The organism is Embleya sp. NBC_00888 (assembly GCF_045207655.1).
Lineage (GTDB): Bacteria > Actinomycetota > Actinomycetes > Streptomycetales > Streptomycetaceae > Embleya.
The window spans coordinates 5,101,158-5,126,668 of the sequence record NZ_CP108784.1 but is presented as its reverse complement, the minus strand read 5'-3'; the positions used below and the strand labels follow the sequence as shown (position 1 = coordinate 5,126,668).

Annotated in this window: 24 protein-coding genes and 1 pseudogene; 6 read left to right on the top strand and 19 right to left on the bottom strand. The window is 71.1% G+C overall.

The window, feature by feature from the left end; translation table 11 throughout:
* Genes OG948_RS21885 through ndhC form a run of 6 tightly spaced genes read right to left on the bottom strand, consistent with a single transcriptional unit; the run spans position 1 to position 4,060 of the window.
* The gene (locus OG948_RS21885) at positions 1 to 561 is read right to left on the bottom strand and encodes an NADH-quinone oxidoreductase subunit J (protein WP_406298154.1); all 561 of its coding nucleotides are present in this window, start codon (positions 559 to 561) and stop codon (positions 1 to 3) included.
* Positions 558 to 1,112, bottom strand: coding sequence for a NuoI/complex I 23 kDa subunit family protein (locus OG948_RS21880; RefSeq protein ID WP_406298153.1), 555 nt, complete (start codon positions 1,110 to 1,112; stop codon positions 558 to 560). The genes OG948_RS21885 and OG948_RS21880 overlap by 4 nt, the downstream gene beginning before the upstream one ends.
* The gene (locus OG948_RS21875) at positions 1,112 to 2,068 is read right to left on the bottom strand and encodes an NADH-quinone oxidoreductase subunit H (RefSeq protein WP_406298152.1); all 957 of its coding nucleotides are present in this window, start codon (positions 2,066 to 2,068) and stop codon (positions 1,112 to 1,114) included. Before OG948_RS21875 ends, OG948_RS21880 begins: the two co-directional genes overlap by 1 nt.
* A complete protein-coding gene (locus OG948_RS21870; protein ID WP_406298151.1) occupies positions 2,065 to 3,099 on the bottom strand; it encodes an NADH-quinone oxidoreductase subunit C in 1,035 nt (344 codons plus the stop codon). Before OG948_RS21870 ends, OG948_RS21875 begins: the two co-directional genes overlap by 4 nt.
* The gene (locus tag OG948_RS21865) at positions 3,096 to 3,698 is read right to left on the bottom strand and encodes an NADH-quinone oxidoreductase subunit B (RefSeq protein WP_395871775.1); all 603 of its coding nucleotides are present in this window, start codon (positions 3,696 to 3,698) and stop codon (positions 3,096 to 3,098) included. The genes OG948_RS21870 and OG948_RS21865 overlap by 4 nt, the downstream gene beginning before the upstream one ends.
* Positions 3,689 to 4,060, bottom strand: coding sequence for an NADH-quinone oxidoreductase subunit A (gene ndhC / locus OG948_RS21860; protein WP_395871777.1), 372 nt, complete (start codon positions 4,058 to 4,060; stop codon positions 3,689 to 3,691). The genes OG948_RS21865 and ndhC overlap by 10 nt, the downstream gene beginning before the upstream one ends.
* 269 nt (positions 4,061 to 4,329) lie before the next feature.
* Here ndhC and OG948_RS21855 point away from each other — a divergent pair, with 269 nt between their 5' ends.
* From OG948_RS21855 to OG948_RS21835, 5 genes and pseudogenes are all read left to right on the top strand, one after another.
* Positions 4,330 to 5,664, top strand: a complete 1,335-nt coding sequence (locus OG948_RS21855; protein ID WP_406298150.1) for a sensor histidine kinase — start codon at positions 4,330 to 4,332, stop codon at positions 5,662 to 5,664.
* 119 nt (positions 5,665 to 5,783) lie between these two features.
* On the top strand, positions 5,784 to 6,428 hold the full coding sequence (locus OG948_RS21850) for a response regulator (RefSeq protein ID WP_395871781.1): 645 nt from the start codon (positions 5,784 to 5,786) through the stop codon (positions 6,426 to 6,428).
* A gap of 279 nt (positions 6,429 to 6,707) precedes the next feature.
* Positions 6,708 to 8,570: a 2-oxoacid:acceptor oxidoreductase subunit alpha gene (locus OG948_RS21845; RefSeq protein ID WP_406298149.1), complete on the top strand. Its 1,863-nt coding sequence runs from the start codon at positions 6,708 to 6,710 to the stop codon at positions 8,568 to 8,570.
* 67 nt (positions 8,571 to 8,637) lie between these two features.
* Complete coding sequence (locus OG948_RS21840; RefSeq protein WP_395871830.1) at positions 8,638 to 9,633, top strand: 2-oxoacid:ferredoxin oxidoreductase subunit beta; 996 nt, start codon at positions 8,638 to 8,640, stop codon at positions 9,631 to 9,633.
* A gap of 172 nt (positions 9,634 to 9,805) precedes the next feature.
* A pseudogene (locus OG948_RS21835) lies at positions 9,806 to 11,761 on the top strand (APC family permease); the annotation flags it as partial.
* Between the two features lie 598 nt (positions 11,762 to 12,359).
* On the opposite strand, the gene OG948_RS21830 reads toward OG948_RS21835, so the two are convergent.
* The 5 genes from OG948_RS21830 to OG948_RS21810 all read right to left on the bottom strand — a co-directional run bounded on the left by OG948_RS21830 (position 12,360) and on the right by OG948_RS21810 (position 16,368).
* Entirely contained in the window at positions 12,360 to 13,598 is a 1,239-nt protein-coding gene (locus OG948_RS21830) for an IS4 family transposase (protein ID WP_406298148.1), read from the bottom strand.
* A 45-nt stretch (positions 13,599 to 13,643) separates the two neighbouring features.
* A complete protein-coding gene (zapE, locus tag OG948_RS21825; protein ID WP_406298147.1) occupies positions 13,644 to 14,810 on the bottom strand; it encodes a cell division protein ZapE in 1,167 nt (388 codons plus the stop codon).
* 65 nt (positions 14,811 to 14,875) lie between these two features.
* Positions 14,876 to 15,382: an ArsR/SmtB family transcription factor gene (locus OG948_RS21820; RefSeq protein ID WP_406300314.1), complete on the bottom strand. Its 507-nt coding sequence runs from the start codon at positions 15,380 to 15,382 to the stop codon at positions 14,876 to 14,878.
* Between the two features lie 142 nt (positions 15,383 to 15,524).
* Complete coding sequence (locus OG948_RS21815; protein ID WP_406298146.1) at positions 15,525 to 15,794, bottom strand: hypothetical protein; 270 nt, start codon at positions 15,792 to 15,794, stop codon at positions 15,525 to 15,527.
* A 19-nt stretch (positions 15,795 to 15,813) separates the two neighbouring features.
* Positions 15,814 to 16,368: a Uma2 family endonuclease gene (locus OG948_RS21810; RefSeq protein ID WP_406298145.1), complete on the bottom strand. Its 555-nt coding sequence runs from the start codon at positions 16,366 to 16,368 to the stop codon at positions 15,814 to 15,816.
* A gap of 164 nt (positions 16,369 to 16,532) precedes the next feature.
* Here OG948_RS21810 and OG948_RS21805 point away from each other — a divergent pair, with 164 nt between their 5' ends.
* The gene (locus OG948_RS21805; protein ID WP_406298144.1) at positions 16,533 to 16,874 is read left to right on the top strand and encodes a VOC family protein; all 342 of its coding nucleotides are present in this window, start codon (positions 16,533 to 16,535) and stop codon (positions 16,872 to 16,874) included.
* 122 nt (positions 16,875 to 16,996) lie between these two features.
* Here OG948_RS21805 and OG948_RS21800 read toward each other — a convergent pair whose 3' ends face one another.
* The 8 genes from OG948_RS21800 to nuoN form a co-directional block, all read right to left on the bottom strand.
* Positions 16,997 to 17,470 carry a GtrA family protein gene (locus OG948_RS21800; protein WP_406298143.1) on the bottom strand — a complete coding sequence of 158 codons (474 nt, stop codon included), beginning with the start codon at positions 17,468 to 17,470 and terminating at the stop codon, positions 16,997 to 16,999.
* Positions 17,471 to 17,583: 113 nt separating this feature from the next.
* Positions 17,584 to 18,099 carry a hypothetical protein gene (locus OG948_RS21795; protein ID WP_406298142.1) on the bottom strand — a complete coding sequence of 172 codons (516 nt, stop codon included), beginning with the start codon at positions 18,097 to 18,099 and terminating at the stop codon, positions 17,584 to 17,586.
* A 125-nt stretch (positions 18,100 to 18,224) separates the two neighbouring features.
* Entirely contained in the window at positions 18,225 to 19,598 is a 1,374-nt protein-coding gene (locus OG948_RS21790; protein ID WP_406298141.1) for a S8 family serine peptidase, read from the bottom strand.
* 90 nt (positions 19,599 to 19,688) lie between these two features.
* Complete coding sequence (locus tag OG948_RS21785) at positions 19,689 to 20,612, bottom strand: ABC transporter permease (protein WP_406298140.1); 924 nt, start codon at positions 20,610 to 20,612, stop codon at positions 19,689 to 19,691.
* Positions 20,599 to 21,552 (bottom strand): ATP-binding cassette domain-containing protein, encoded by a 954-nt coding sequence (locus OG948_RS21780; protein WP_406298139.1) that lies wholly within the window; start codon positions 21,550 to 21,552, stop codon positions 20,599 to 20,601. The genes OG948_RS21785 and OG948_RS21780 overlap by 14 nt, the downstream gene beginning before the upstream one ends.
* Complete coding sequence (locus tag OG948_RS21775) at positions 21,549 to 22,622, bottom strand: LolA family protein (protein WP_406298138.1); 1,074 nt, start codon at positions 22,620 to 22,622, stop codon at positions 21,549 to 21,551. Before OG948_RS21775 ends, OG948_RS21780 begins: the two co-directional genes overlap by 4 nt.
* Positions 22,623 to 22,869: 247 nt before the next feature.
* Positions 22,870 to 23,880 carry a polyprenyl synthetase family protein gene (locus tag OG948_RS21770; protein ID WP_395871804.1) on the bottom strand — a complete coding sequence of 337 codons (1,011 nt, stop codon included), beginning with the start codon at positions 23,878 to 23,880 and terminating at the stop codon, positions 22,870 to 22,872.
* Positions 23,881 to 23,923: 43 nt separating this feature from the next.
* Positions 23,924 to 25,510 carry an NADH-quinone oxidoreductase subunit NuoN gene (nuoN, locus tag OG948_RS21765; RefSeq protein WP_406298137.1) on the bottom strand — a complete coding sequence of 529 codons (1,587 nt, stop codon included), beginning with the start codon at positions 25,508 to 25,510 and terminating at the stop codon, positions 23,924 to 23,926.
* Position 25,511 lies beyond the last annotated feature (1 nt).

Below are 25,511 nucleotides of genomic sequence, written 5' to 3'. Positions count from 1 at the left end.
TCAGTCCTTCCGGCCCGAGCGCACGCCCGATCGGGAGCGGGACAGCACGATGGCGCCGATCAGCGCGGCCAGGAGCAGCACGGACAACACCTCGAACGGCAGCACCCACACCTTGAACAGGCTCTCCCCGGTGACCCGGGTGCTGCCCACGGTGTCGTCGCCCAGATGCAGGTAGGCGGTGCGGAAGGCGTCCACGATCACGGTGAGCAGGGTCGCGGTGGCGCCCAGCGCGACCACGGCGGCCGGGATCCGGGCGGCGGGATCGGCCGGTTCGGAGTATCCGATCGGCGCCTTGGTGAGCATCAGGCCGAACAACAGCAGCACCACGACCGCGCCGACGTAGATCAGCACCTGGACCCAGGCGATGAACTCGGCGGTGAGCAGCAGGTACTCGGCGGCCAGCCCGCCGAGCGTGACCACCAGCCACAGCGCGGCGTGCACGACCTGACGGGTGCTCACCACGAGCAGCGCGGAGCCGAGCACGACGACGCCGACCAGGACGAAGGCGATCTCGGCGCCGGTGGGCGAGAGGAATGCGTGCTCGGTGGCGGCGAGGTTCACGGGGTCTCCTCCGCTTCCGGTGCGGCGGCCCGGGCCGCGGCCGCGGCCTTCTCCGCCTTCTCGACGGCCTTGCGGGCCTGGATCAGTTCCTTGGGGTCCTCGGCGTGCTCGTCCAGCGCGGGTGGTGGCGGCACGGTCCACATCCACTCGCGCAGCTTGTCCTTCTCGTGCGTGAGTTCGTGGATGTCGCCGGTCGCGTACTCGAACTCCGGCGACCAGAACAGCGCGTCGAACGGACACACCTCGACGCAGATGCCGCAGTACATGCACAGCGCGAAGTCGATCGCGAAGCGGTCGAGCACATTGCGGGTGCGGTCGCGCGCGCCGGGTTCGCGGGCGGGCACGACCTCCTTGTGCGAGTCGATGTAGATGCACCAGTCCGGGCATTCGCGCGCGCACAACATGCAGACCGTGCAGTTCTCCTCGAACAGCGCGATCACCCCGCGCGAGCGGGGCGGCAGTTCCGGGAGAACCTCCGGATAGGACTGTGTGACGGACCTCTTGGTGAGCGTCCTCAGGGTCACCGCGAGGCCCTTGGCCAGGCCCTTCATCAGGTCGCCACCTTTACCACGCCGGTCAGGACGAGTTGGCCGAGCGCGAGCGGGACGAGCACCGTCCACGCGAGCTTTTGCAGTTGGTCCTCGCGCAGGCGCGGATAGCTGACCCGCAGCCAGATCACCACGAACGCCAGGAGGCCGGTCTTGAGCAGGGTCCACAACCAGCCGACCGAGTCCGACCACGGCCCGTGCCACCCGCCCAGGAACAGCACGGTGGTCAGCGCGCACACGATCAGGATTCCGGCGTACTCGGACAGCAGGAACAGCGCGAAGCGCAGGCCGGAGTACTCGGTGTAGGCGCCGAAGATGATCTCCGAGTCGGCGACCGGCATGTCGAACGGCGGGCGCTGGATCTCGGCGAGGCCGGCGGTGAAGAACACCACGCCGCCGATCGCCTGCCAGGGCAGCCACCACCACTCGAAGCCCTCGACGATCCCGGACAGCGACACGGTCCCGGCGGCCATCGCGACCGAGGCCGCGGCCAGCAGCATCGGCAGTTCGTACGCCATCAACTGGGCGGCCGAGCGGATGCCGCCGAGCAGCGAGTACTTGTTGGCCGAGGCCCAGCCGCCCATCAGCGAGCCGAGCACGCCGACGCCCATCACCGCGAGCACGAACACGATGCCGGCGTCGACGGTCCGGCCGACCAGGCCGTTGGGGCCGATCGGGATGGCGATCAGCACCACGAAGTAGGGGATCAGCGCGACGGCCGGCGCGAGCTTGAACACCCTGCGGTCGGCGCCGGCCGGGACGATGTCCTCCTTCTGGGCGAACTTGACGCCGTCGGCGACCAACTGCGCCCAGCCGTGGAAGGCGCCCGCGTAGATCGGGCCGACCCGCGCCTGCATGTGCGCCATCACCTTGTGCTCGGTCTGCCCGATCAGCAGGGGCAGCACGAGGAACGCCCCGAGCACGAGAACGAGCCGGAGGCACACGTCGAGGAGACTCACGGGGTGTCCCCTTCGGTGGACGGGCGGGTCGGACCGCTCTCGCGCGGCTCGACGGCGGGCGCCTCGGGCGACGCGGTGGATTCGCCGGGCGCGGTGGACTCGTCCGGCGCCTCGGACTCGTCCGGCGCCGCAGGCTCGGATGGCGCCTCGGGCGACGCATCGGATGCGGAGGGCGTCGTGGGCTCGGGTCGCGCGGCGGGCTCGGCCGGCGCCGCGGGCGCCGGTGACGCCGGCTCGGCCGGCGGAGTCGAGTCGGTCGCGGGAGGCTCGGGCGACGCCGGCTCCGGCGCGGCCGGTTCGGCCGGCGGCGCGCCGGCCTGGCTCGCCGAACCCTGCGACACGCTGCGGGTGCGGCGCGCCGGCGGTGCGCCCTCGCCGGCCTGGCTCGCCGAGCCCGCCGCGGCACCGCGGGCGCGGCGTGGGCGTTCCTCGGCGGCGGCAGCGGCCTCGGCCGCCGCCTCCTCCTTGTGCGGGCCCCAGGTCGCCGGATCCGGTACGCCCGGCGGCAACGTACGGCGGCGGCCCGGCGAGCGGCCCGGCCCGCCGCCGTGGTCGGACTCGCCCGGTTCCTTGGCACCGGGCCACGCCTTGGCCACCCGCGCGGCCAGGACGAACTCCTTGCGCAGCGGGTGTCCCTCGAAGCCGTCCGGCAACAACAGCGGATCCAGGCCCGGGTGGTCGGTGAAGTCGATGCCGAACATCTCGTGCGTCTCCCGCTCGTGCCAGCGGGCCCCCGCGTACACGCCGGTCACGCTCGCGAGCACGGCGGCCTCGCGCGGCACGCGGGTGCGCAGCAACAGCCGGGGCCCGGTCGGGATCGCGCACACGTGCGCGACCACGTCGAACCCCTCGGCGAGTTCGTCGACACCGGTGAGCCAGTCGAAGAACGCGCAGCCCAGCACGTCGCGCGCGGCGGTCAGCGCGGCCGCCCAGTTCCGCGCCGCGACATCGACGGTGACCAGTCCGTACGCGTCCGACACCGCGAGCACCAACTCCTCGCCCAGGCCCGCGCGGATCTCCTCCGGGGTCATCCGGCATCCCCCGCCGCGGGCTTCGGCGGCGCGACCAGCGGTCGCGCGAGCGCGGCGGCGGGCAGCTTGCGGGCGTACCGGGCCGCCGGGTTCTCCACCGCGATCCGCTCCTGGAGCTTGAGGATGCCCTGGAGCAGCGCCTCGGGCCGGGGCGGGCAGCCGGGCACGTACACGTCGACCGGCACGATCTGGTCCACGCCCTTGGTGACGCAGTACGAATCCCAGTACGGCCCGCCGCAGTTCGCGCAGGACCCGAACGAGATGACGTACTTGGGCTCGGGCATCTGCTCGTACAGCCGCTTGATCGCGGGCGCCATCTTGTCGCTGACCGTCCCCGAGACGACCATCAGGTCGGCCTGCCGGGGCCCGGGGGCGAACGGGATCACGCCCAGGCGGATGAAGTCGTGCCTGGCCATCGAGGACGCGATGAACTCGATCGCGCAACACGCCAGGCCGAAGTTGAACACCCAGAGGGAGTAGCGCCGTCCCCAGTTGAGCACGAGCCGCACCGGGTCCGGCGCGAGCCGCGAGAGCACCCCGAGCCTCGGCTGCGGGAGGTCGACCGGTGTGCGTTCCACCGGTGCCGGTGTCAGGTCCATGCGAGGACGCCCTTTCGCCACGCGTACAGCAGTCCGGTGGCCAGGAAGCCGACGAACACGAACATCTCCACCAGGGTCGCGGCGCCGAAGCCCGGCGCGTCGAACACCGTCGCCCAGGGGAACAGGTAGATCACGTCGACCGCGAAGATGACGTAGAGGTACGCGTAGAGGTAGTACCGGATGTGGACCTGCGCCCACCCCACCCCCACCGGGTCGACCCCGCACTCGTACGTCGTGAGCTTCTCGTGCGTGGGTACGCTCGGTCGCAACAGCCGCCCGCCGGCGAACGCCACCGCGACGAAGGCCGACGCGACGAGAAGCACCAGACCCACGAGCGCGTACGTTCCGTAGTAGCCCTCCACCTGGCGCCTGCCTCCCGATCCGACATTGCCCGAACGTTGCGTGGACGTTGCTTACGTTTGTGGCACGGGAGTCTAGGGGGGTTGCGCCGGACCTGTCCCCGGTGTCCAATCCGCCGGCCGGCCGGATCGGCGATACCGCTCCCGAACCGAAGGTGGTAGGGACAACCCCACCCCCAAGACACCGACCCGCGCCATGGGACCCGCCCGGGTCACCGGGCAGAGTTGACCCAACGGATCGGCTTCTCTCCCAGCGAGGCAACTCCATGTCCATGCCCTCACCCGTGACTGCCTACGACGGGTCCACAGGTGATGCCCCGGCCCGAGCGCGGCCGGGCATCCTGCGCGCGCCGTTCACGGTGCGCACGTGGACCGACACGATCCATCTCGTGCTCAATCTGCCCATCGGCATCGTCGGTTTCACCTACGCCGTGGTGTTCATCGCGCTCGGCGTCGGTCTGACCCCGCTGTTCCTGATCGGGTTGCCGCTGTTGGCGTTGACCCTGATGGGCAGCCGGCTGTTCGGCCGGATGGAGCGGGCCCGGGCGAGCGCGCTGTTGGACGAGCACGTGCGCGCACCGGCCCCGCTCCGGCCGCGGCCGGGGGTCACCGGCTGGATCAAGTCCGCGCTGACCGACCGGACCGGGTGGCGGGCCTGCCTGTATCTGTGCGTGCAACTGCCCTGGGGCGTCTTCACCTTCGCCGTCACCACGGCGCTGTGGGCGGCGTCGCTGACCATGGTCACCTATCCGCTCACCCAGCCGCTGTACCGCCGGGCCGACATGCCCGGCGCGAAGCTCTCCGGCGACGGGCCGCACGCGCCGGGCGCCGACCACTACCTCGCCGGGCCGGGCCCGGTGACGCTGACCGTGGCGGCGGGCGTACTGCTGTTCCTGGCGACGCCGTGGCTGGTGCGCGGGATGGCCAACGTGGACCGGGTGATGGTGCGCGGGCTGCTCGGCCCCAAATTCCTGTCCGAGCAGGTGCGCGACCTGACCGTGTCCCGGGAGGCCGCCGTCGACACCGCCGCGTCCGACCTGCGCCGGATCGAGCGCGACCTGCACGACGGCGCGCAGGCCCGGCTGGTCGCCCTGGCGATGGACCTGGGCATGGCGAAGGAGAATCTGAACACGAGCGAGGACATCGAGACCGCGCGGATGGTCTCCTCCGCGCACGACGAGGTCAAGCTCGCCCTCCAGGAACTGCGCGACCTGGCCCGGGGCATCCACCCGGCGGTGCTCACCGACCGGGGTCTGGACGCGGCGCTGTCCTCGATCGCGGCCCGCTGTACGGTCCCGGTCCGGGTCGAGGTGGACCTGCCCGGCCGGCCGGCCGCGCCGATCGAATCGGTCGCCTACTTCTGCGCGTCCGAACTGCTGACCAACGTCTCCAAGCACGCCCGGGCCACCCACGCGTGGGTGACCGTGGGCCATCAGGACGGCCGGATGTATCTGATCGTCGCCGACGACGGCGCCGGTGGTGCCTCGACCGGCAAGGGGTCCGGGCTGGCCGGCCTGATCGAGCGGGTGCGCGGGGTGGACGGCACGCTGACCGTGGACAGTCCCGAGGGCGGGCCCACCAGGGTCACCGTGTGGCTGCCGCTGTGAGGACGCGGCGGGGCTGAGATCCGACCCGCCCGCGGTACACCGCATCGACTCGAATCCGGAAGACTGTAGCCGCACCCGCTCCTCGGGTGCGGCTACCGGATTTGGGGGATGTGAACGCTGTGCGCGTCGTCATCGCTGAGGATTCCGTACTACTTAGAGACGGTTTGTCCCGTCTGTTGACCGCTCGCGGCCATGAGGTCGTGGGCGAGGTCGGGGATGCCGAGCGGTTGGTCGCCGTCGCGGGCGAGCTGCTCCCGGACGTGTGCGTCGTGGACGTGCGCATGCCGCCCACGCACACCGACGAGGGCATTCGCGCGGCGGTGCGGATGCGGGCGACGCTGCCGCAGGTCGGCGTGCTTGTCCTGTCACAGTACGTCGAGGAGCAGTACGCGACGGAGTTGCTGGCGGGCAACACCAGCGGGGTCGGCTATCTGCTCAAGGACCGGGTCGCCGACGTCGGCGACTTCGTCGCGGCGGTCGAGCGGGTCGCGACCGGCGGCACGGCGCTCGACCCCGAGGTCGTCTCCCAGTTGCTCGGCCGTTCCCGCAAGCGCGACGTGGTGGAAAAGCTCACACCGCGCGAGCGCGAGGTGCTCGGCCTGATGGCCGAGGGACGCACGAACGCGGCGGTCGCGCAGGCCCTGGTGGTGTCCGACGGAGCGGTGGAGAAGCACGTCAGCAACATCTTCGGGAAGCTCGGTCTCGCGCCCAGTGACACCGATCACAGACGAGTCCTCGCGGTACTCGCGTATCTCGGATCCTGACATCGTAGGGATCGAATTACTGGACCCATGCAATCATCCGGTCGATCGGAGCAGCCGTCCCGAATCGGGACGGGCTCTTGGTTTGCTCGGATATAGGCGGATATGTGCCCCCCTGCGGGTCATGTCCGCAGCGTGACACCGCTCACGTCACGCGCCAGGGCGGATCCTCGCCCGCTCCGGGGGGCGCCACGGCCCCCATCTGTACCGCCGTACGATGAAAACTGCGACATCCGCGCGGTGCGCGGACCAACCGCCGCAGCGCCGAGGAGGTCCTTCCCCGTGACCAAGCAGGTCAAGCAGCTCGACCGGGTAGTGATCCGGTTCGCCGGCGATTCCGGTGACGGAATGCAGCTGACGGGTGACCGTTTCACGTCCGAGACGGCGACGTTCGGAAACGATCTGTCGACCCTTCCCAACTTCCCCGCCGAGATTCGGGCGCCCGCGGGCACCCTGCCGGGCGTGTCGAGTTTCCAGCTCCACTTCGCCGACCACGACATCCTGACGCCGGGCGACGCCCCGACCGTCCTGGTCGCGATGAACCCGGCGGCGCTCAAGGCCAACATCCGCGACCTGCCGCGCGGGGCCGAGATCATCGTCAACACCGACGAGTTCTCCAAGCGGGCGATGGCCAAGGTCGGCTACGCGAACAATCCGCTGGAGGACGGCTCGCTGGACGCGTACAACGTGCACGCGATCCCGCTGACCACGCTGACCGTCGGTTCGCTGGCCGAGTTCGAGATCTCCAAGAAGGACGCCGAGCGGGCGAAGAACATGTTCGCGCTCGGTCTGCTGTCCTGGCTGTACCACCGGCCGACCGAGGCGACCATCGCCTTCCTGCGCAAGAAGTTCGCCAAGCTGCCGGTGATCGCCGAAGCCAACGTCGCGGCGTTCAAGGCGGGTTGGAACTTCGGTGAGACCACGGACGACTTCGCGGTCTCCTACGAGGTGGCCCCGGCGAAGCTGCCGGCCGGCACGTACCGCAACATCACCGGCAACCTCGCGCTGTCCTACGGCCTGGTGGCCGCCGGGCAACTGTCCGAGCTGCCGGTTTACCTCGGTTCGTATCCGATCACCCCGGCCTCGGACATCCTGCACGAACTGGCCAAGCACAAGAACTTCGGCGTGCGCACCTTCCAGGCCGAGGACGAGATCGCGGGCATCGGTGCCGCGCTCGGCGCGTCCTTCGGCGGCGCGCTCGGGGTGACCACCACGTCCGGCCCCGGCGTCGCGCTCAAGTCCGAGACGATCGGCCTGGCCGTCTCGCTGGAGCTTCCGCTGCTGATCGTCGACGTGCAGCGCGGCGGGCCCTCGACCGGTCTGCCGACCAAGACCGAGCAGTCCGACCTGCTCCAGGCCATGTTCGGGCGCAACGGCGAGGCCCCGGTGCCGATCGTGGCCCCGCAGACCCCGTCCGACTGCTTCGCGGCCACCATCGAGGCGGCCCGGATCGCGCTGAAGTACCGCACCCCGGTCTTCCTGCTCTCCGACGGCTACCTGGCCAACGGCTCGGAGCCGTGGCGCCTGCCGGAGACGTCCGAACTGCCGGACCTGCGCGTCGAGTTCGCGACCGAACCGAACCAGGAGATGCCGGACGGGACCAAGGAGTTCTGGCCCTACAAGCGCGACCCCGAGACGCTGGCCCGCCCGTGGGCGGTCCCCGGCACGCCGGGCTTGGAGCACCGGATCGGCGGCATCGAGAAGGCCGACGGCATCGGATCGATCTCCTACGACCCGGCCAACCACGACCTGATGGTGCGCACCCGACAGGCCAAGGTCGACGGGATCGCGAACGACATCGAGCCGCTGTGGGTGGACGACGCGACCGGTGACGCCAAGGTGCTCGTGATCGGGTGGGGCTCCACCTACGGTCCGATCGCCGCCGGTGTCCGTCGGGTGCGGGCCGCGGGCGGCAAGGTCGCGCAGGCCCACCTGCGTCACCTCAACCCTTTCCCGGCCAACACGGCCGAGGTGCTCAAGTCGTACGACAAGGTGATCGTCCCGGAGATGAACCTGGGTCAGCTCGCCCTGCTCCTGCGCGGGAAGTTCCTCGTGGACGCCATGTCCTACACCCAGGTTCGCGGTCTGCCGTTCAAGTCCGAGGAACTGGCTCACGTGATCCAGGAAGTGATCGAGAGTGTCTGAGTCTGCGAACGGCGCCGGCGGGTTTCCTTCGCTGTCGCTGATCCCGAAGGCCGACGGCAAGCAGTCCATGAAGGACTTCAAGTCGGACCAGGAGGTGCGCTGGTGCCCGGGTTGCGGGGATTACGCGATCCTGGCGGCCGTGCAGGGCTTCATGCCCGAACTCGGTCTCCGCAAGGAGAACATCGTGTGGGTCTCGGGCATCGGCTGCTCCAGCCGTTTCCCGTACTACATGAACACCTACGGCATGCACTCGATCCACGGGCGCGCGCCGGCCATCGCGACCGGTCTGGCCACCTCGCGCGAGGACCTGTCGGTATGGGTGGTCACCGGTGACGGCGACGCGCTGTCCATCGGCGGCAACCACCTGATCCACGCACTCCGGCGCAACGTCAACCTGAAGATCCTGCTGTTCAACAACCGGATCTACGGCCTGACCAAGGGTCAGTACTCGCCGACCTCCGAGACCGGCAAGATCACCAAGTCCACCCCGATGGGCTCGCTCGACCACCCGTTCAACCCGCTGTCGGTGGCCATCGGCGCCGAGGCCTCGTTCGTGGCCCGGTCCATCGACTCCGACCGCAAGCACCTGACCTCGGTGCTGCGCGCGGCGGCGGCGCACGAGGGCACCGCGCTGGTGGAGATCTACCAGAACTGCAACATCTTCAACGACGGCGCGTTCGAGCAGCTCAAGGACCCGGAGAAGCGGGACGACGTGACCATCCGGCTGGAGCACGGGCAGCCGATCCGGTTCGGCTCGGACGGGCAGTTCGGCGTGATCCGGGGTGCGCGCGGTTCGCTGGACGTGGCCGAGGTGGCCAAGGTCGGCGAGGACGCGCTGATGGTGCACGACGCGCACGCGGACAACCCCGAGTTGGCCTTCGCGCTGACCCGGCTGGGCGATCTGACCAGCAACACGCACACCCCCATCGGCGTCTTCCGCGACATTCGGCGCCCGGTCTACGACCGGCTGATGTCGGCCCAGATGGCCGAGGCGGCGAGCACCCAGGGCGCCGGCGACCTGGCCTCGCTGATCCGGGGCAACGACACCTGGACGATCAACTAGCGACTCGGCACGACCGGCGACGCCGGTACGCGGATGGGGCCCGGCGGAATTTCCGCCGGGCCCCACGCGTGTGCCCGCCCGTCGTCCCACCCCACGTGCCGGGCCGGCGCCACGGCCCCTGTTCGGCCGAGCGCGGGCATGTGCGGCGGGGCGCCGGGGCAGCCGAGGGGTCATGCAGCCACCCACCGGCCCGCCCGCTCCGCTCAGCGTGGACGTCCGGATTCCCGAGACGGTCGGATACCGGCTCAAGAAACGACTGCTCGGCCCGCCGCTGGTGACCTCGCGGCTGCGCGGCGAGAAATTGTCCAACCCGACCGCGCTGGGCGTACTGGCCTCGGACTGCATCTCGTCGTCGGCGTACGGCACCGAGCAGATGTTGCGGGCGCTGGTGCCCTACATCGGCCTCGCCGCGTTCACCCTGCTCCTGCCGGTCACCTACGCGATCCTCGCGGTGCTGCTGTTGCTGACCCTGTGCTATCGGGACGTGGTGAGCCTGTACAGCAAGGCGGGCGGCTCCTACATCGTCGCGCGCGACAACTTCGGGCCGCGCGTCGCGCAGGTCGCCTCGGTCGCGCTGCTGATCGACTACGTGGTCACCGTCGCGGTGCAGACGGCGGCCGGCACCGACGCCATCGCCTCGCTGCTGCACCTGCTGTGGGGCACCGACATCAGCGGCTGGAAGCCGGAGATCTGTGTCGGCGTGGTCGCGGTGCTGTTCTACGGCAACCTGCGCGGGGTCAAGGAGGCCGGGCGCACGTTCGCGCTGCCGGCCTACCTGTTCATCGGCGCGATGGCGATCGTGTTCACGGTCGCGCTGGTGCGCTGGGCGAGCGACGGCGCGCTGCCGCAGGCGGACGTACACGCCGCCGGCGCCGTGCCGCTCGGCGAGTCCGGCAACGGACTGCTCTACGGCGCCTCGTTGTTCGTGGTGCTGCGGGCGTTCGCCAACGGCGGCTCCTCGCTGACCGGTCTGGAGGCGCTCTCGAACAGCGTGTCCACCTTCCGCGAACCGCGCGCCCGCAACGCGCGCAAGACGCTGGTGGCGATGTCGCTGGTGCTCGCGACCCTGGTGTTGGGCATCTCGCTGCTCGCGCACGCCACCCACGCGATCCCCTACCTGGAGGGCGATCCGACGGTGATCGCGCAGGAGGCGCACCTGGTCCTGGGCGAGGGCGTGCTCGGTCGGGCCGGGTTGATCTTCGTGCAACTGGCCACCGCGCTGATCCTGTACACCGGCGCGAACACGCCGTTCAACGGCTTCCCGTTCCTGGCCGACTTCGTCGCCGAGGACGCGTTCCTGCCGAAGATGTTGCGCAAGCGCGGCCACCGGCTGGCCTTCTCGAACGGGATCATCCTGCTCGCGGTGCCCGCCGTCGCGCTGCTGCTGGCGACCGGGGCGAGCGTGGACTCGCTCGTCGCGCTGTACGCGATCGGCGTGTTCACCGGGTTCATGATGGCCGGCGCCGGGCTGACCAGGCACCACTGGAGGGTGCGCACCGGTCGCTGGCGGGCCGCGACCGTGCTCAACGCGCTCGCGGCCGTGGTCTCCGCCGCGGTGGTGCTGATCTTCGCGGTCACCAAGTTCACCGAGGGCGCGTGGCTGGTGGTGGTGCTCTTCCCGTTGGGCGTGTGGGCGCTGATCGGGGTCAACCGGCGCTACCGCGAGGAGGCGGCGGCACTCGCGGTGGCGCCGGCCACGGCGGACTTCAACATTCGCGATCGCTCGGTGGTCGTGGTGCTGGTCGACTCGCTCGACGTCGCGGTGCTCCAGGCGGTGCGCTACGCCCGCTCGCTGCGCGCGGACGACCTGCACGCGGCGCACTTCGTGCTGGACAGCCGGCACGCGAAGAAGCTGAGCAAGCGGTGGGAGGCGAGCCGGGCCGCCGACATCCCGCTGGAGCTGATCGAGTGTCCGGACCGGCGGCTGGCCCGGGCGGTGCTGGAACTGGCCGCGCGCGAGGTGGCGGACGGCGCGTCCGGAGTCACCATGCTGCTGCCTCGGCACACCTATCCACCGGTGATCGGGCGCCTGCTGCACGGCCGCACCACCGACTCGATCGCGTCGGCGCTGACCCGAGTGCCGCACGCGATCGCCACCGTCGTGCCGTTCGACGTGGCCGCGGCGATGGCGCACCGGCCGATGCCCACGGAGCCCGCGGCGGCCAAGTGTGTGACCCGGTTGTTGCCGACGATGGACGCGGAGCCGGAGTCGGCGGATCACGCGGCGGGTGCCACGTCGGTGGCCGAGCTCAAGTGGCGGCAGCGAGCCGAGGTGGTCGGCCGGGTCCGGTCGGTATCCACATCGCCGGAGAGCGCCCGGCCGGCCCTGGAGGTCGAGCTGTACGACCGCACCGGCGGCCTCAGGCTGCTCTTCCACGGCCGCCGGCACCTCGCCGGCGTGGAACCGGGCCGCCGGATGCGGGTCCACGGGGTGGTCGGCGAGTCGGAGGGGCACCTGGCGATGTCCGACCCGAGCTATGAACTGCTGCCGGAGGACGACTAGGCCCTGTCCGGCGGACAGGGCCTAGTCGCAATACCGGTGTTTTTAGGTCTTTCTGCGGCAGGTTGGGGTGGTGCGGGTCGGTCCGACGAGCGTGACGTCGGGTGGGTTCGGTGGGGGTGTGCTGCGGTGCTCGGTTCGCTTGAGCGCCCAGTTGGACATCTTGCGTTTGATGACGCGGGGGTTGGAGCGCAACCGCCTCGGCGGCAGGGGCCGTTCGTGGATCTCACACAGGGTGGCGAGGAGTGCGACGGCGAGTCGGGAGGGGGGAAAACGCCGCCTGGCCGGTGACGTGGCGGCGGACGACGCGCAGGGTTCGGATGAAGGACAGCCTGTCCGGGTCGCAGTCCACATCCCGAGCGGCGTGGTGCATCAGGTCGCGCAGGGCGTGATGGACCAGGAGAACACCGAGGATCTCCTGTTCGACACCCGCCGGGTGACGGGAACGCAACACGTGGCCGGGACCGCCCTGGTGGGTCTTGATCTCGTCGAGGGCGGTCTCGATCTCCCACCGCTCGTGATACAGCGCCGCCAACTCGGCGGCCGGAGCCGCCGAGGGATCGTGGACGGTGGTGATCAGCCGATACACGATCTCCTCCCCACCGCCCGGGCCCAGGGTGTACTCGACCACACGGACCCGGATCGGATCGACGCGCCGGCGGTCGTGACCGGCGAAGATCTCGGACAGGTAGGACCCGTCGGGCAGGGAGGTCAGGACCGGGAGCACGGCGTTGCCCTTGATCCGCCACAACAGGTCCGCGCCGGTCCCGGAGGCCGCCCGCCACAGTTCGAAGTCGTGGAAACCCCGGTCGGCCAACAGGAGCATCCCGGGCTCCAACGACGCGAACAACCGCCGGGCCGCGGTCGTTTCGCGCACGGCGAGCGGCGCGATGTCGGCCGCGAACACCACGTGGGTGCCGCACTCGACCAACACGGCCACCCTCGCCTGCGGATACGCGCTCCGACCCTGGCCCCGACTCGTACCCGGCCGACCGAAGAAACCCGCGTTCGCCTCGCTGTCGGGCAGGTCGAAGGTCGTGCCGTCCACCGCGACCAGACGGCGCCCGCGATACCACGCCCCGACCGTCCCCGGCACCGCCACCGGACGACACACCCGAGCGAACAACACCCTCAACGGCTCCGGCCCCAACCGCAGCCGCGCCCGCCCGATCGCCCCGGTCGTCGGAACCCGCCACGTCCCCACCCACCGACGCTCCCGCTCCAGACCCTGCGTGAGCAGACGCGCGACCTCCTCGTAGCCCTGACCCGAGAACAGACACATCGCCAGGACGAAGTAGACGACCACCCTCGCCGGCAACAACCGACGACGCTGCTCGACCCGCCCACACCCCGCGACCACCTCGTCGACCAACTCCGGCGGAAACGCACGCGTCAACACCCCCAACGCGATCCGATCCGAGAACCGCTCACCCGTCGACGACTTCACCTGCCCAGGCCTTGGCACAACCCATCCAACGAGCGAACCCCATCAAAGTCACTGGTATTGGGCCTAGTCGGAGTGCTCCGCGCCGCCGCCTTGGTGGGCGCCCTCGGCACCCTCGACGCTCTTGCCGCCGTCGCCATCGCCGTTGTTCGAGCCGTCGACGCGGCGGAGCAGGCCCAGGCGGCTGGCCGTGCGGGTGATGTCCGTCGGCAGGTCGTCGCCGGCGAGGATTTCGGTCAGGGTGCGGTCGCTGCACAGGAAGAGCCGTACGTCGGCGTCGCAGCAGACGTCGACCAGGTTCACGAACCGCTGCCGGGCCTCGGCGCTCGCCGTCTTGAGCGCGGGCAGCCCACCGAGCACCCACGTGGGATACGTCTCGGCCAGGACGAGGTAGTCCAGCGGCGACGTCCGGCCCTCGCACAGCGCCGCGAACCCGCTCCACAACTCGCCCGGTCGGGCCGCCGCGACGGCGAGCTCGCGGTGGTTGACCCGCAGCGTGACCGCTTCGTCCGGCGTGGGCGGTACGAGTTGCTGCCCGCGCAACTGCTCGGGGTCGCCGGGCCACAACACCGCGCCGCGGGCGAACGCGGTGTCCAGGGTCTCGGTCCGGGGCAGCGACCGATAGTCCCGCGGACCGGCGACGGTGACCACGGTCATCCGCGCCTGAATCTCGCGGATCGTCGGCTCGAACAGGTGGTGGTAGAGCGGGTTGGGCAGCAGCCCGGCGGGCGGGTAGTTGGACGTGCAGACCAGAACCACCCCGCGCGCGTGCAGCTCCCGCAGCAGGCGGGTGACCAGCATCGCGTCGCCCGGGTCGTGCACGTGGAACTCGTCGAAGCACAACAGGTCGACGTCGCCGACCAGTTCGGACACGGCCGCGTCGACGGCGCTGCGCTCGTGGCCGTGGTCGTCGCGGTGCCGGCGGACCGCCTCGTGCAGGCGGCGGAAGAAGGCGTGAAAGTGCACCCGCGTCCGGCGCTCGGCGGGCAGCGGTACGGCCGCGAAGAACGTGTCGAGCAGCCAGGTCTTGCCCCGGCCGACCGGACCCCACAGGTACAGCCCCGCTGCCGGCCGGCGATGGAACAGGCCGTGCCCTCGGCCCCGGCCCAGCGCCGCGCCGAGTTCGGCGAGCCGATCGGCGGCCTGCTCCTGTGCCGCGTCGAGCAGGTATCCGCGCGCACGCGCGGTCTCGTGGAAGTGGCCTCGCATCGTCTCGACCGTCGTCCGCCCCATGATCCAGATCGTAGAGAACGGCTCTGCGAGGGCTTCACCGGTGGTGGGGGATCGGGTGGCGCGGGTCAGGGGCGTGCGGCGAACAGCACGGTCAGGAGTGGTACGACGCGCATCGCGGGTACCTCGTAGTGCCCTCGGCCCACGGTGCGCAGCCAGCCGGCGGCGACCAGTTGGCGCAGGTGGTGGTAGATCTGCCCGCTGGTCCCCATCCCTTCCAGGGCGCCGAGTTCGGCCGCGGTGTCGGTGCCGCGCAGGATCTCGCGCAGCAGGGACAGTCGTACGGGGTGGCCGAGGGCGCCCAGGTGCTCGGCGAACGGTGCCCAGTCCTCGGCGAGCAACGCGTCCGCGTCGGCGGCCAGTTGCCACTCGACGGGCGTTCCCTCGGGCAGTCGCAGGGCGCCGGTGTACAGCAGCGCGCCGATCCCGTAGTGCTCCTTGAGCCCTTCCAGGGCCCAGAACGTCTCGGCGTCCGAGCTCGGCACGAACCGGTCGGCCGATCCGGTCGGCGGTTCGGCGGCCGCGGCCTCCAGCGCCGCGACGCGCTCGGTCAACGCGTCCAGGCGCGCGAGCAGGGCCGCCTGGTCGGTCTTCTCGATCTTGTCTGTCTTATCGGTCTTGTCGGTCTTGTCGGTCGCAGTGGTCGGGTCGGGCCGCTCACTGTCGTCGTCCGGTCGATGCGCCACGTCGTGATTGTTACGCAGTTACGTAATCTCTTCAATCCATCGACGAGTCATCGGCCCGCACGGGTATCGCGTGGTATTCGACCTCGACGTAGAACTGACCGTTGGGCTTCTTCAGCCGGCGCACGGTGCGATGCCCGGTGGCGCCCAGTTCGCGCAACGCCTTCTGCACCCGGTACGGCCCTTCCGGCATCACGTCGGCCACGTCCTTACCGGTGAACTTGATCCCCGCGGGCACCGCCAACATGCACGCGAGCACCCGCCGGGCAAGCGGGCTGAGGTCACTGTCCGAAGCATCCGACACGGGATCACGTCCCCACGGTTCAGTCGACGATCGAAGCGGTGTCGAGCACGAATCCAAAAGGATCGGGCAGCGGCAGCCGCTTGCCGAAGCCGACCTCGACCCGACCGGTGTAGCTGCCCTTGTCCGGATCGGTGAACAGCGTGAGCTTGGATTCGGAGCGGTCGATCAGGAGGTACAAGGGGATCGCGGCCTCGGCGTAGACCTGCCGTTTGGTGATGCGATCCCGTCCTGGGGCGGTCGATGTCACCTCGACCACCAAGAGCACGTCGCCGGACGGCATCCACGGCTCCGCGTCCCGCATGCCACCGGACGAGGTCACCGTGATGTCCGGAATGACCCGAGCCCCACCCGGGGTCTGCAAGCCCTTGTTCATCGCGGCATCGAAGCGTTCGTCCACGTCGAAACGCGCGAGTTGTCTGACCAGGCGCCAGATCAAGGTCTCGTGATCGCCGTCCGGCGGTGGTGCCACGCTCGTCTCCCGATCGATGAACTCCACGCGATAGTCGTGAAGTCGCTCGGACAGGGCGAAGAACACCTGCAACGGATCCGGCATCGCATCGTCGTCGGTTTCCACACCATGTGTGTACACAGCTTCGACGGACATCACACCCGCTCCTCCCCTCCCCGAGGCAACATCTTCAGCCTAGTTTCGGGTCCGACCGCACAGTAGTCCTCCCGATCCGGTTCACCCGATCGAGCCGAGGCGGGGCCTTCCGGGCTGGGCCTAGGCTGCGGCCTATGCGCGTGGACCTGCATCAGATCGTGGTGGACGCCCGGGAGCCCCGGCAGTTGGTGCGGTTCTGGGCCGGCCTGCTCGGCGGCGAGCCGGTGGATCGGGAACGGGGTTGGTCGCATGTCGAACCGCCCGGGGCGGTACGCATGTCGTTCCAGCCGGTGCCCGAGGGCAAGGCCGGGAAGAACCGGTTGCACCTGGACCTGCGGGTGACCGACATCGACGCCGCCGTGGCCTTGGCGGTCTCCCTCGGCGCCGACGCCCGCGGCACCACGGTCACCGACGAGCAGGGCTCGTTCCAAGTGATGGGCGACCCCGAGGGCAACGAGTTCTGCTTCGTGACCTGATCCCGGCGGCCGGCTCGGGACACCCAAAAACGCGGCGACGGATCGGCGCGAGGCAGGGAGTCGGCGGGACACTTCGCCGCTCGCTGCTTCGCGCCGATCCGTCGATCGTCGGGTCGGTCCGGTCAGGCCGCGGTGACCACCGCTTCGCGGGCCAGCACCCGCTGCGTGGCCTTCGGGCCCTTCTTCGCGAAGATCACCAGGCGCATGAAGGCGAACCGGCCGATGCCGGCCAGGCCCGACGCGGACAGGTACACCGACTGCTCGACCAGCACACCGGCGTTCGGCTCGATCGCGCGCAGGGCGAGCATCGCGGCGGTGGTGAACAGGTAGCAGACCAGGACGGTCAGCGCCGCCTTGAGGTGGTCGCTCTTGCCGGGCTTGTCCTGACCGAAGGTGAACCGGCTGTGCAGCTCGGTGGCGATCAGCGTCGAGCCGACGGTCACCAGCGCGTTGGCGGCGGCGAACGGCACGTGGCCGGAGAGCAGGACCAGCGTCGCGCTGCTCGCGAGGCCGACACCGCCGCCGAAGACGACGAAGCGGACGAAGGAGCCGATCACTCCGGGTGCCTTGGCGGTGGTGTTGCTCGTGGTGTCCATGTGCAAGAGCATCCACTTCACCGCCGGCAGCCCCCGCACAAACCACTGACCGCCCCGACAGCCCGCTGTCAGCGCCGGCGCCGGCTGTCAGCCACCCCCGCCGACCTGCGCATTCACTCGAAGTTCCAGTCCCGCGGCAACTCGGCGGCACAGCAGGCGCAGACGAAGTCGTCCTCCTTGACCACCGCGCGCTCACCGCAATCCGGACACCGGCGAAACACGAACACGTCGGTGAAGCCGTCCGGACGGGCCACCCCGATCCGGGCGAGGGCCGCGGCGACCGCCGGCCACGAATCCGGTTCCGGGCAATAGCCGGTCGACTGGTTGCCGATCTCGACCACCGCCCACGCCCCGTCCTCGACCCCGAAGGCGATCTCTCCGGCGCCGAGTACCCGTTCGCCGCCCGCGCAGGCCACGTGCTCGCTGCGGCGCGGGGCCAGCCGCAGCACCCCGTCGAGCGCGACCACGTATGTGAAGGGCTCGGCCAGGTCGCCGCGCGCCTGGGCCCCGAGCCAGGCCGCCAACTCGCCGGCCGAGCGGATCGGCCGGCCCCCGCCTCCGTCACGCACCACCTCGGCCCGGATGTCCGCCGGCCCGACATAGCGATAACTGCGGGAGGGAGCACTCACGGCACCACCCTGCCGGCCCGGGCACGCCGGCACGCGGGTGTTTTCGGCGCGGGCCGAAGTCTCCGGTGACCCGCCCCGCGCGCCCGTGGTCGGCGCACGGGACGAGTGCCGGGTGCGCGACCGGGTCACTCCCCCGGCCGCACCGCGTGGAACGCGTCCACCAAGCCGTGGCCGTGGAACGAGTCGATCTCGCCCGACGCGGTGCACGGCGCCGCGCACGGCAGTCGGGTCGCCGTCGCGTACAACCGGGCGGTGATCGCCGCCGGCCCCCACGCGGGATGCGCCGAGGCGATCAGCGCGGCCACCCCGCTCACCGCCGGCGCCGCCATCGACGTGCCCGCCTTGTGCGCCCAACCACCCTCGCGCGCCGTCGACAACACGCCCTCGCCACCCGCCCCGCCGCCCGGGCCGGCCAGATCCACCACACCCAGACCGGTGTTCGAGTAGCCGGCCCGGCGCCCGTCCGCGCCGACCGCCGCGACCGTGACCACGCCCGGGAGTTCGGCCGGCAACATCCGGCACGCGTCGGTCACCGGCCGCGGCCTCGCGGGCCGATCGGCCGCGTCGTCGGGGCTGTACGAATCCACCGTCTTGTGCGCGAGGTCGTAGTCGGCGTTGCCCGCCGCCGCGATCGACAACACGCCCCGCTCGGCCGCGTACGCCGCCGCCCGGCGTACCGCCTCGTGGATCACCGCCTGGTCCTCGTCGTCCGGACACAGCAGCCACCACGGGTCGTTGTAGTAGCTGTGGTTGGCGATCCGCAGCCCCCGGTCCGCGTGCTCGGCGAGCCAGACGAATCCGCACACGCTCGCCTCGCCGTGGAACATCACGTCCGCGTCACCGATCCGCAGCGCCGCGATCCGCACCCCGGGCGCCACGCCGACCACGCCCGTGCCGTTGCGGACCGCCGCGATGGTGCCGGCCACGTGTGTGCCGTGATCCGAGCGCGGGGCCCGCCACGCCGCGTCCGCCTGGATCGGCCGGCCCGTCGAACAGTCCGCGGACAACGCGGCGTCGAAGTTCGGCGCCAGATCCGGATGCCGATCGTCCACGCCCGTGTCGGCCACCGCGACCACGACGTCGGGAGCACCCTCGGTGATCCGCTGCGCCTCGTACGCGTGCACCATCGCCAGGTTCCACTGCGCCGCCTCGGCCGGATCCGCGGCCGGCCCGCCGGACCGCTCCGCCGCGCGCACCGGCACCGTGCGCGTCGCGCCGACCCGCGCCACCCCGGGCCGCCCGCGCACCGCCGCCGCGAATCCCGGCCCACCGTGCGCGACCACCACCCCGATCCGCCCGTACGCCTGCACCACCGTGCCCCCGGCCCGCCGCACCACCGCCTCGGCGAGCACCGCGCCCGCCGCGCCGTCGGGCCGGGTCAGCACCAGGTACGAGTAGGTCTCCGGCGGCGTGTCCGCCGACCGCGCCGCCGCGGGCACCGTGCCGAACACCGCGGCCGCGGCCGCCGACACCATCGCGATCGCCGCGCGCATCCTCATGGGGCCGTACATGCACCCGGGACACCCGCGCCAACCGGACATTCACCCGGACGAGTCGCCCACCCGGACCACCGGCCGGCCCGCCCGCGCTCACGTGGTGATGTCGCGTTCGGTCATCCGGGCCCAGGCCGCCGCGCCGAAGATGGCCGTGTAGGCCGTCTGGACGCCCAGGTTGCGCAGGATCTCGTCGGTGGGGATCGGGTTGCGCAGCAGGTCGCCGAAGCTCATCCAGCCGTCGGTGAACAACCACGGGTGGATTCCGGACAGTTGCGGGATGCCGGTGAGGATCGCGGTCACGATGACCACGCCCACCGTGGTGGCCATCGCCGCGACCGGCACCGTGGTCAGCGTCGACACGAACAGCCCGATCGCCGCGAGGCCGACCAGCGAGGCCGCGACGCACAGCGCGATCAACAGCGCGCGCCAGGACGCCTCGGCCATCGAGATGGTGTCCCCGGTCAACAGCGGCACATCGCCCATCGGGAACAGCGCGGCGCCCACCACCAGCGCGGACAGCGCCACCGTGAGCGTGGCGGCCAGGCAGAAGGCCAGCACGCCGGCGAACTTCACCAGCAACAACCGGGTCCGGCCGGCCGGCGCGACCAGCAGATAGCGCAGCGTCCCGGCGTGCGCCTCGCCCGCGATCGAGTCCCCCGCCACCACGCCGACCGTCATCGGCAGGAAGAACGGCAGCGCGGCGGCCAGCGACGCGAAGACCAGGAAGAGCCCGTTGCCGGTGACCTGGTTCACGAAGTCCATCCCCCCGCCGCCGCCACCGCCCGAGGAACCCCCGTCGTGGAAGTAGCGCAACGCGACCCCGAGCATGACCGGCACGAAGGCCAGGAAGCCCAGCATCGCGGCCGTGCGCGGGCGCAGGAAGACCAGGCGCAGCTCGCTGCGCATCAGCCCGCGCAGCCGCGGCGGCCGCTCGGACCCGAACGCCTCGGTGCCCGTCGAGTACCGGAACGCGGGCGACAGGACGCCCGTCTTGGGCAGTGCGTCAGTCGGTGACATCGAAGCCTTCTCCGGTCAGGGCGACGAACGCGTCCTCCAGGGACGGCCGCGCGAGGGTGAACGAACGGACCCGGACGTCGGCGCGCACCAGCGCCGCACAGACCTCGTCGGGCTCCAGGGGAGCGGGGTCGGCCTCGACACCGTCCGAGGTGGTGACGATGTCGCTCGCGCCGAGCCTGGCCAGCACCACGACCGCCGCCTCCGCGTCGGGAGTCGTGACCACCAGGCGGGCCCGGGTGCCCGCGCGCAGCGATTCCACCGTGCCCTGGGTGATCAGCCTGCCGTGGCTCATCACCGCGACGTCCGTGCACACCTGCTCGATCTCGTCCAGCAGGTGCGAGGACAGGAACACCGTCGTGCCGTCCGCGGCCAAGGCGCGGATCAGCGCCCGGATCTCGCGCATCCCCTGCGGGTCCAGGCCGTTGGTCGGCTCGTCCAGCACCAGCAGGTCGCGCGGTCGCAACAGCGCGGAGGCGATGCCGAGCCGCTGTTTCATGCCCAGCGAGTACGCCCGCGCCTTGCGCCCGGCCACCGCGGTCAGCCCGACCTTGGCCAGGGCCTCGTCCACCCGGGCGGCGCGGGTGCGCGGCTCCGACGTGGGGTCCGCGGCGTCCAGCCGCTCCAGGTTCTGCCGACCCGTCAGGAAGCCGTAGTGGGCCGGGCCTTCGATCAGCGCGCCGACCCTGGGCAGGACCTGCCCGACGGCCCCGGGCATGGGGCCGTCGAGCAGGGTGACCGAACCGCCGGTCGGCCGGATCAGGCCGAGCAACATCCGGATGGTCGTGGTCTTGCCGGAACCGTTGGGCCCGAGGAACCCGAAGACGGAACCGGCCGGCACGGTCAGGTCGAGTCCGTCCACGGCGAGCCGGTCCCGGCCGTAGCGCTTGGACAGCCCCTCGGTACGGATCGCCGCGGCACCGACCGCCGTGGACGCGCTCATCGCTGTGCCGCGATCCGCTGGAGCGTGTCCGCGTCGACCGCGCCGGCGAAGATCCGGCCCGAGTCGGTGCTCAACACGTTCAGCAGCCGGGTGTCGATCAGCGTCCCGCCCGGAACCGGCTTGCCCAGCTTGCCCAACAGCCGGGTGGCGTCCCTGCCCTCCGCGCCGGCGGGCAGCTCGACCACGGTGGCCCAGCCGTCGCCGAACAGACCCGGGTTCTGCTTCGGCTGCTCCCCGGTGGGAGCGGCGGGCGGGTTCGGCGCGGCGGGCGGCTCGGGCACCGCCTCGTTCGTCGGCACCTCCTTGACCCGCGCCCCGGCCGGCGGCTTGAAGTCGAACGTGTCGGCCGCCGGCTTGTCGTAGGAGACCTTCTCGAAGCCGATGTCGATCGCGGGCTTGCCACCCTTGACGGTGTCGACCGTCACCCGCAGCGGCACCCCGGTCCTCGCGTCCACGAACACCGTCGCCGCGGCGATCAGGCTGCCCTGCGCCTTGGGCGCGAAGCGGAGCTTGTAGACGTCGTGCCCGGCGACCCGGGCGGTGCCGTCGACCCGGACGTCGGTGCTCGGGCCGACCAGGTCGAGCAGTTGCCCGGCCGCGTCCTGCGGCGTGGTCGGCAGCAGCGCGGCCACGTCCGGCCGGCTCGTGTCGATCGTGCCGTGGGTGGCCGCGTGCGCGCGGCTGTCGTAGGTCCACACGTCCCGGCCGTTGTGGATGACGTTGTACTCGGCCAGATCGGAGATGATGCCGATCCGCTGTCGGTCCGGGCCGTCCACGGCCACCTGGAGCTTGTTGGTGCCGGACAGCAGCGCCTGCGGGCCGCCGCCGGCCTTGCCGGGCAGGGCGGGCAGGCCCAGGTCGGTGTCGATGCGGACGGTGCCGGTCAGCGCGTCCGCCCGGGCGGCGGCGACCTTGGCGACGAGTTGATCGGCGCTCTGGTCCGGTAGCCCCGGATGCGAGTCGTCGGCGAACGCGGCGGGGCCGAACGTCACGGCGCCCACGGTCGCCGCCGCGATCGCGGCCGGCACCGCGAAGCGCCACGGAACGGATCGGCGGGTGGTGCGAGTCATGGAGATTGCCCCCTGATTCGAGTGTCGAATGCGACACCACAAGGGGATCACCGGGACCGGGCAGTCGGCGTCGGCCTCACGTCACCGCAAAACGTCACCCTCAAGACGTGCGCCGCACCCGAGTACGGGACTTGATGGTGACGCACCACCTCCCGCGCTACTCCCGAGGGAGCAGCCGGCGAGCACTCCCGCGGTACACCACGGCCCGCCCACCCGACGTCACGGGTGGGCGGGCCGGCATCGAGAACTACGCGCTGCGCTCCACGACCAACTCGCACAACGAGGACAACGCCCGCTTCGCGCTGCACTCCGGCAGCGGCGCCAGGACCTCCCGAGCCGCTTCGGCATAACGCCGAGTGTCCTCGCGGGCCTTCGCGAGTGCCGGGTGCGCGCGCAACAGCGCGAGCGCCTCGGCGTGCTCGTCGTCGTCGGTGATCGGCCCGTCCAGCAGGTTCAGCAGGTGCCGGTCGGCCGCCGGCGACGACCCGGCCACGCCCGCCCGCAGGTGCAGCACCGGCAACGTCGGCACACCCTCGCGCAGGTCGGTGCCCGGCGTCTTGCCGGACTCGGTCGCCTCGCTGGCGATGTCGAGCACGTCGTCGGCCAGTTGGAACGCGACGCCGAACCGCTCGCCGTAGCGGGTCAGGATGTCCACCACGTGCTCGTCCGCGCCCGCGAACATCGCGCCGAACTGGCCCGAGGCCGCGATCAGCGAGCCGGTCTTGTCCGCCATCACCGACAGGTAGTGCTCGACCGGGTCGTCGCCGGGGCCCGGTCCGACCGTCTCGCGGATCTGGCCGGTGACCAGCCGGGCGAACGCCCGCGCCTGGATCCGGACCGCCTCGTTGCCCAGGTCGGCGACGATCTCCGAGGCCCGTGCGAACAGGAAGTCGCCGGTCAGGATCGCGACCGAGTTGTCCCACCGGGAGTTCGCGCTGGGCGCGCCGCGCCGCAGCGGGGCCTCGTCCATCACGTCGTCGTGGTACAGCGTGGCCAGGTGGGTCAGTTCGCACACCACCGCCGCGGGCACCACGCCCGGGGCCTGCCAGTCGCCGAACTGGGCGGCGAGCAGCACCAGCAGAGGCCGGAACCGCTTGCCGCCCGCCTCGACCAGGTGCCGCGAGGTCTGCGTCAGGTAGGGGAACTCGCTCTTGGTGGCCGCCAGGAGCTCCTGCTCCACGGCGGCCATCCCCGCCCTGATATCGGCGTCGAGAGTCTCGTCCGTGACGCTCAGCCCGAAGGGCCCCACGATCGCCATGACGGTTCTCTCCTGTCGATCACGCAGAGTCTCTGCGTCGTGCTCAATGGACGAACAAGGCTGCCTTGTCCGCGAGGTCCAGTACCGGCTGCGGGAGGATGCCAAGGACCACGGTAACGGCTACCCCGAGCGCGATGGCAGCGGTGGTCATCACGCTGGGTACGACAACCGTCGGACCGTCGACCTTGGGCTCCGAGAAGAACATCAACACGATCACCCGCACGTAGAAGAATGCGGCGATCGCGCTGCACAGCACACCGACCACCACGAGGCTGCCCGCACCCCCTTGCGCCGCCGCCTGGAAGACCGCGAACTTTCCGGAGAAACCGCTGGTCAGCGGGATGCCGGCGAAGGCGAGCAGGAACAGTGCGAACACTCCCGCGACCAGCGGGGAGCGCCTGCCCAGACCCGCCCAGTGGGACAGATGGGTCGCCTCGCCGCGGGCGTCGCGTACCAGTGTGACCACCGCGAAGGCACCCAGAGTGACGAACCCATAGGCCACAAGGTAGAACATCGTGGACGACACGCCCGCGTCGTTCATCGCGATCATTCCGGTCAGAATGAAACCCGCGTGGGCGATCGACGAGTAGGCCAACAGTCGCTTCACGTCGGTCTGGGTGATCGCGATGATCGCGCCGGCGACCATGGTCAGTATCGCGACGCCGATCATCACCGGCCGCCAGTCCCAGCGCATGCCCGGCAGCGCGACGTAGAAGAACCGCATCATCGCGCCGAACGCGGCGACCTTGGTGGCCGCCGCCATGAACCCGGTGATCGGGGTCGGCGCGCCCTGGTACACGTCCGGCGTCCAGGAGTGGAACGGCACGGCGCCGACCTTGAACAGCAGGCCGACCGCCACCATCGCGAGCCCGATCAGCAGCAGCGCGTCGTTGTCCATCGCGCCCGCCGAGGCCACGCCGATCCTGTCCAGCGAGACGCTGCCCGAGTAGCCGTACAGCATGGCCACGCCGAACAGGAAGAACGCCGAGGAGAACGCGCCGAGCAGGAAGTACTTGAGCGCCGCCTCCTGGGACAGCAGCCGGTTGCGCCGGGCCAGCCCGCACAGCAGGTAGAGCGGCAGCGACAACACCTCGAGCGCCACGAACATCATCAGCAGGTCGTTCGCCGCCGGGAAGAGCAGCATGCCCACCAGCGAGAACATGGTCAGCGGGTAGACCTCGGTCTGCGTCCACCCGGCCGCCGTCGCGTCCTTCTCCTGCTGACTGCCCGGCGCCGCCGCGGCCTGCGGGGCGAACGCGTCGCCGCCGGCCGGTTCCAGCCTGCGCTCGCCGATCAGCAACACCGAGGCGATGCCGATCAGCAGCAGCGTGCCCTGCAGAAACAGCGACGGGCCGTCCACGGCGACCGCGCCCATCGCGGTGATGCTGCCCCGGTGGTCGTCCGGGAGGTCCCGGGCGAGCCAGACGACCGCGCCGAAGGCGCCGATCATGCCCACCAGGGCCACGGTGAGCTGCGCGCGGTAGCGGGCCGGTCGGGGCAGGAACGCCTCGATCAGCACGCCGACCACGGCGACGCCCGCGATGATCAGGATCGGCGAGAGCTTGCCGTACTCGACGGTGGGCGCGTCCACCTTCGTCGCGGCGAGCGTTGCCGTAGCGGCGGTGCTCATG

What these genes read in the sequence shown, in the direction of transcription:
- OG948_RS21800 (WP_406298143.1), bottom strand. Translation starts at nt 17,470, where the DNA reads ATGGACACCACGAGCAACACCACCGCCAAGGCACCCGGAGTGATCGGC.
- OG948_RS21770 (WP_395871804.1), bottom strand. Translation starts at nt 23,880, where the DNA reads ATGGCGATCGTGGGGCCCTTCGGGCTGAGCGTCACGGACGAGACTCTC.
- OG948_RS21880 (WP_406298153.1), bottom strand. Translation starts at nt 1,112, where the DNA reads ATGAAGGGCCTGGCCAAGGGCCTCGCGGTGACCCTGAGGACGCTCACC.
- OG948_RS21805 (WP_406298144.1), top strand. Translation starts at nt 16,533, where the DNA reads ATGCGCGTGGACCTGCATCAGATCGTGGTGGACGCCCGGGAGCCCCGG.
- zapE (WP_406298147.1), bottom strand. Translation starts at nt 14,810, where the DNA reads ATGGGGCGGACGACGGTCGAGACGATGCGAGGCCACTTCCACGAGACC.
- OG948_RS21790 (WP_406298141.1), bottom strand. Translation starts at nt 19,598, where the DNA reads ATGAGGATGCGCGCGGCGATCGCGATGGTGTCGGCGGCCGCGGCCGCG.
- OG948_RS21870 (WP_406298151.1), bottom strand. Translation starts at nt 3,099, where the DNA reads ATGACCCCGGAGGAGATCCGCGCGGGCCTGGGCGAGGAGTTGGTGCTC.
- OG948_RS21785 (WP_406298140.1), bottom strand. Translation starts at nt 20,612, where the DNA reads ATGTCACCGACTGACGCACTGCCCAAGACGGGCGTCCTGTCGCCCGCG.
- OG948_RS21840 (WP_395871830.1), top strand. Translation starts at nt 8,638, where the DNA reads ATGAAGGACTTCAAGTCGGACCAGGAGGTGCGCTGGTGCCCGGGTTGC.
- OG948_RS21865 (WP_395871775.1), bottom strand. Translation starts at nt 3,698, where the DNA reads ATGGACCTGACACCGGCACCGGTGGAACGCACACCGGTCGACCTCCCG.
- OG948_RS21780 (WP_406298139.1), bottom strand. Translation starts at nt 21,552, where the DNA reads ATGAGCGCGTCCACGGCGGTCGGTGCCGCGGCGATCCGTACCGAGGGG.
- OG948_RS21775 (WP_406298138.1), bottom strand. Translation starts at nt 22,622, where the DNA reads ATGACTCGCACCACCCGCCGATCCGTTCCGTGGCGCTTCGCGGTGCCG.
- nuoN (WP_406298137.1), bottom strand. Translation starts at nt 25,510, where the DNA reads ATGAGCACCGCCGCTACGGCAACGCTCGCCGCGACGAAGGTGGACGCG.
- OG948_RS21855 (WP_406298150.1), top strand. Translation starts at nt 4,330, where the DNA reads ATGCCCTCACCCGTGACTGCCTACGACGGGTCCACAGGTGATGCCCCG.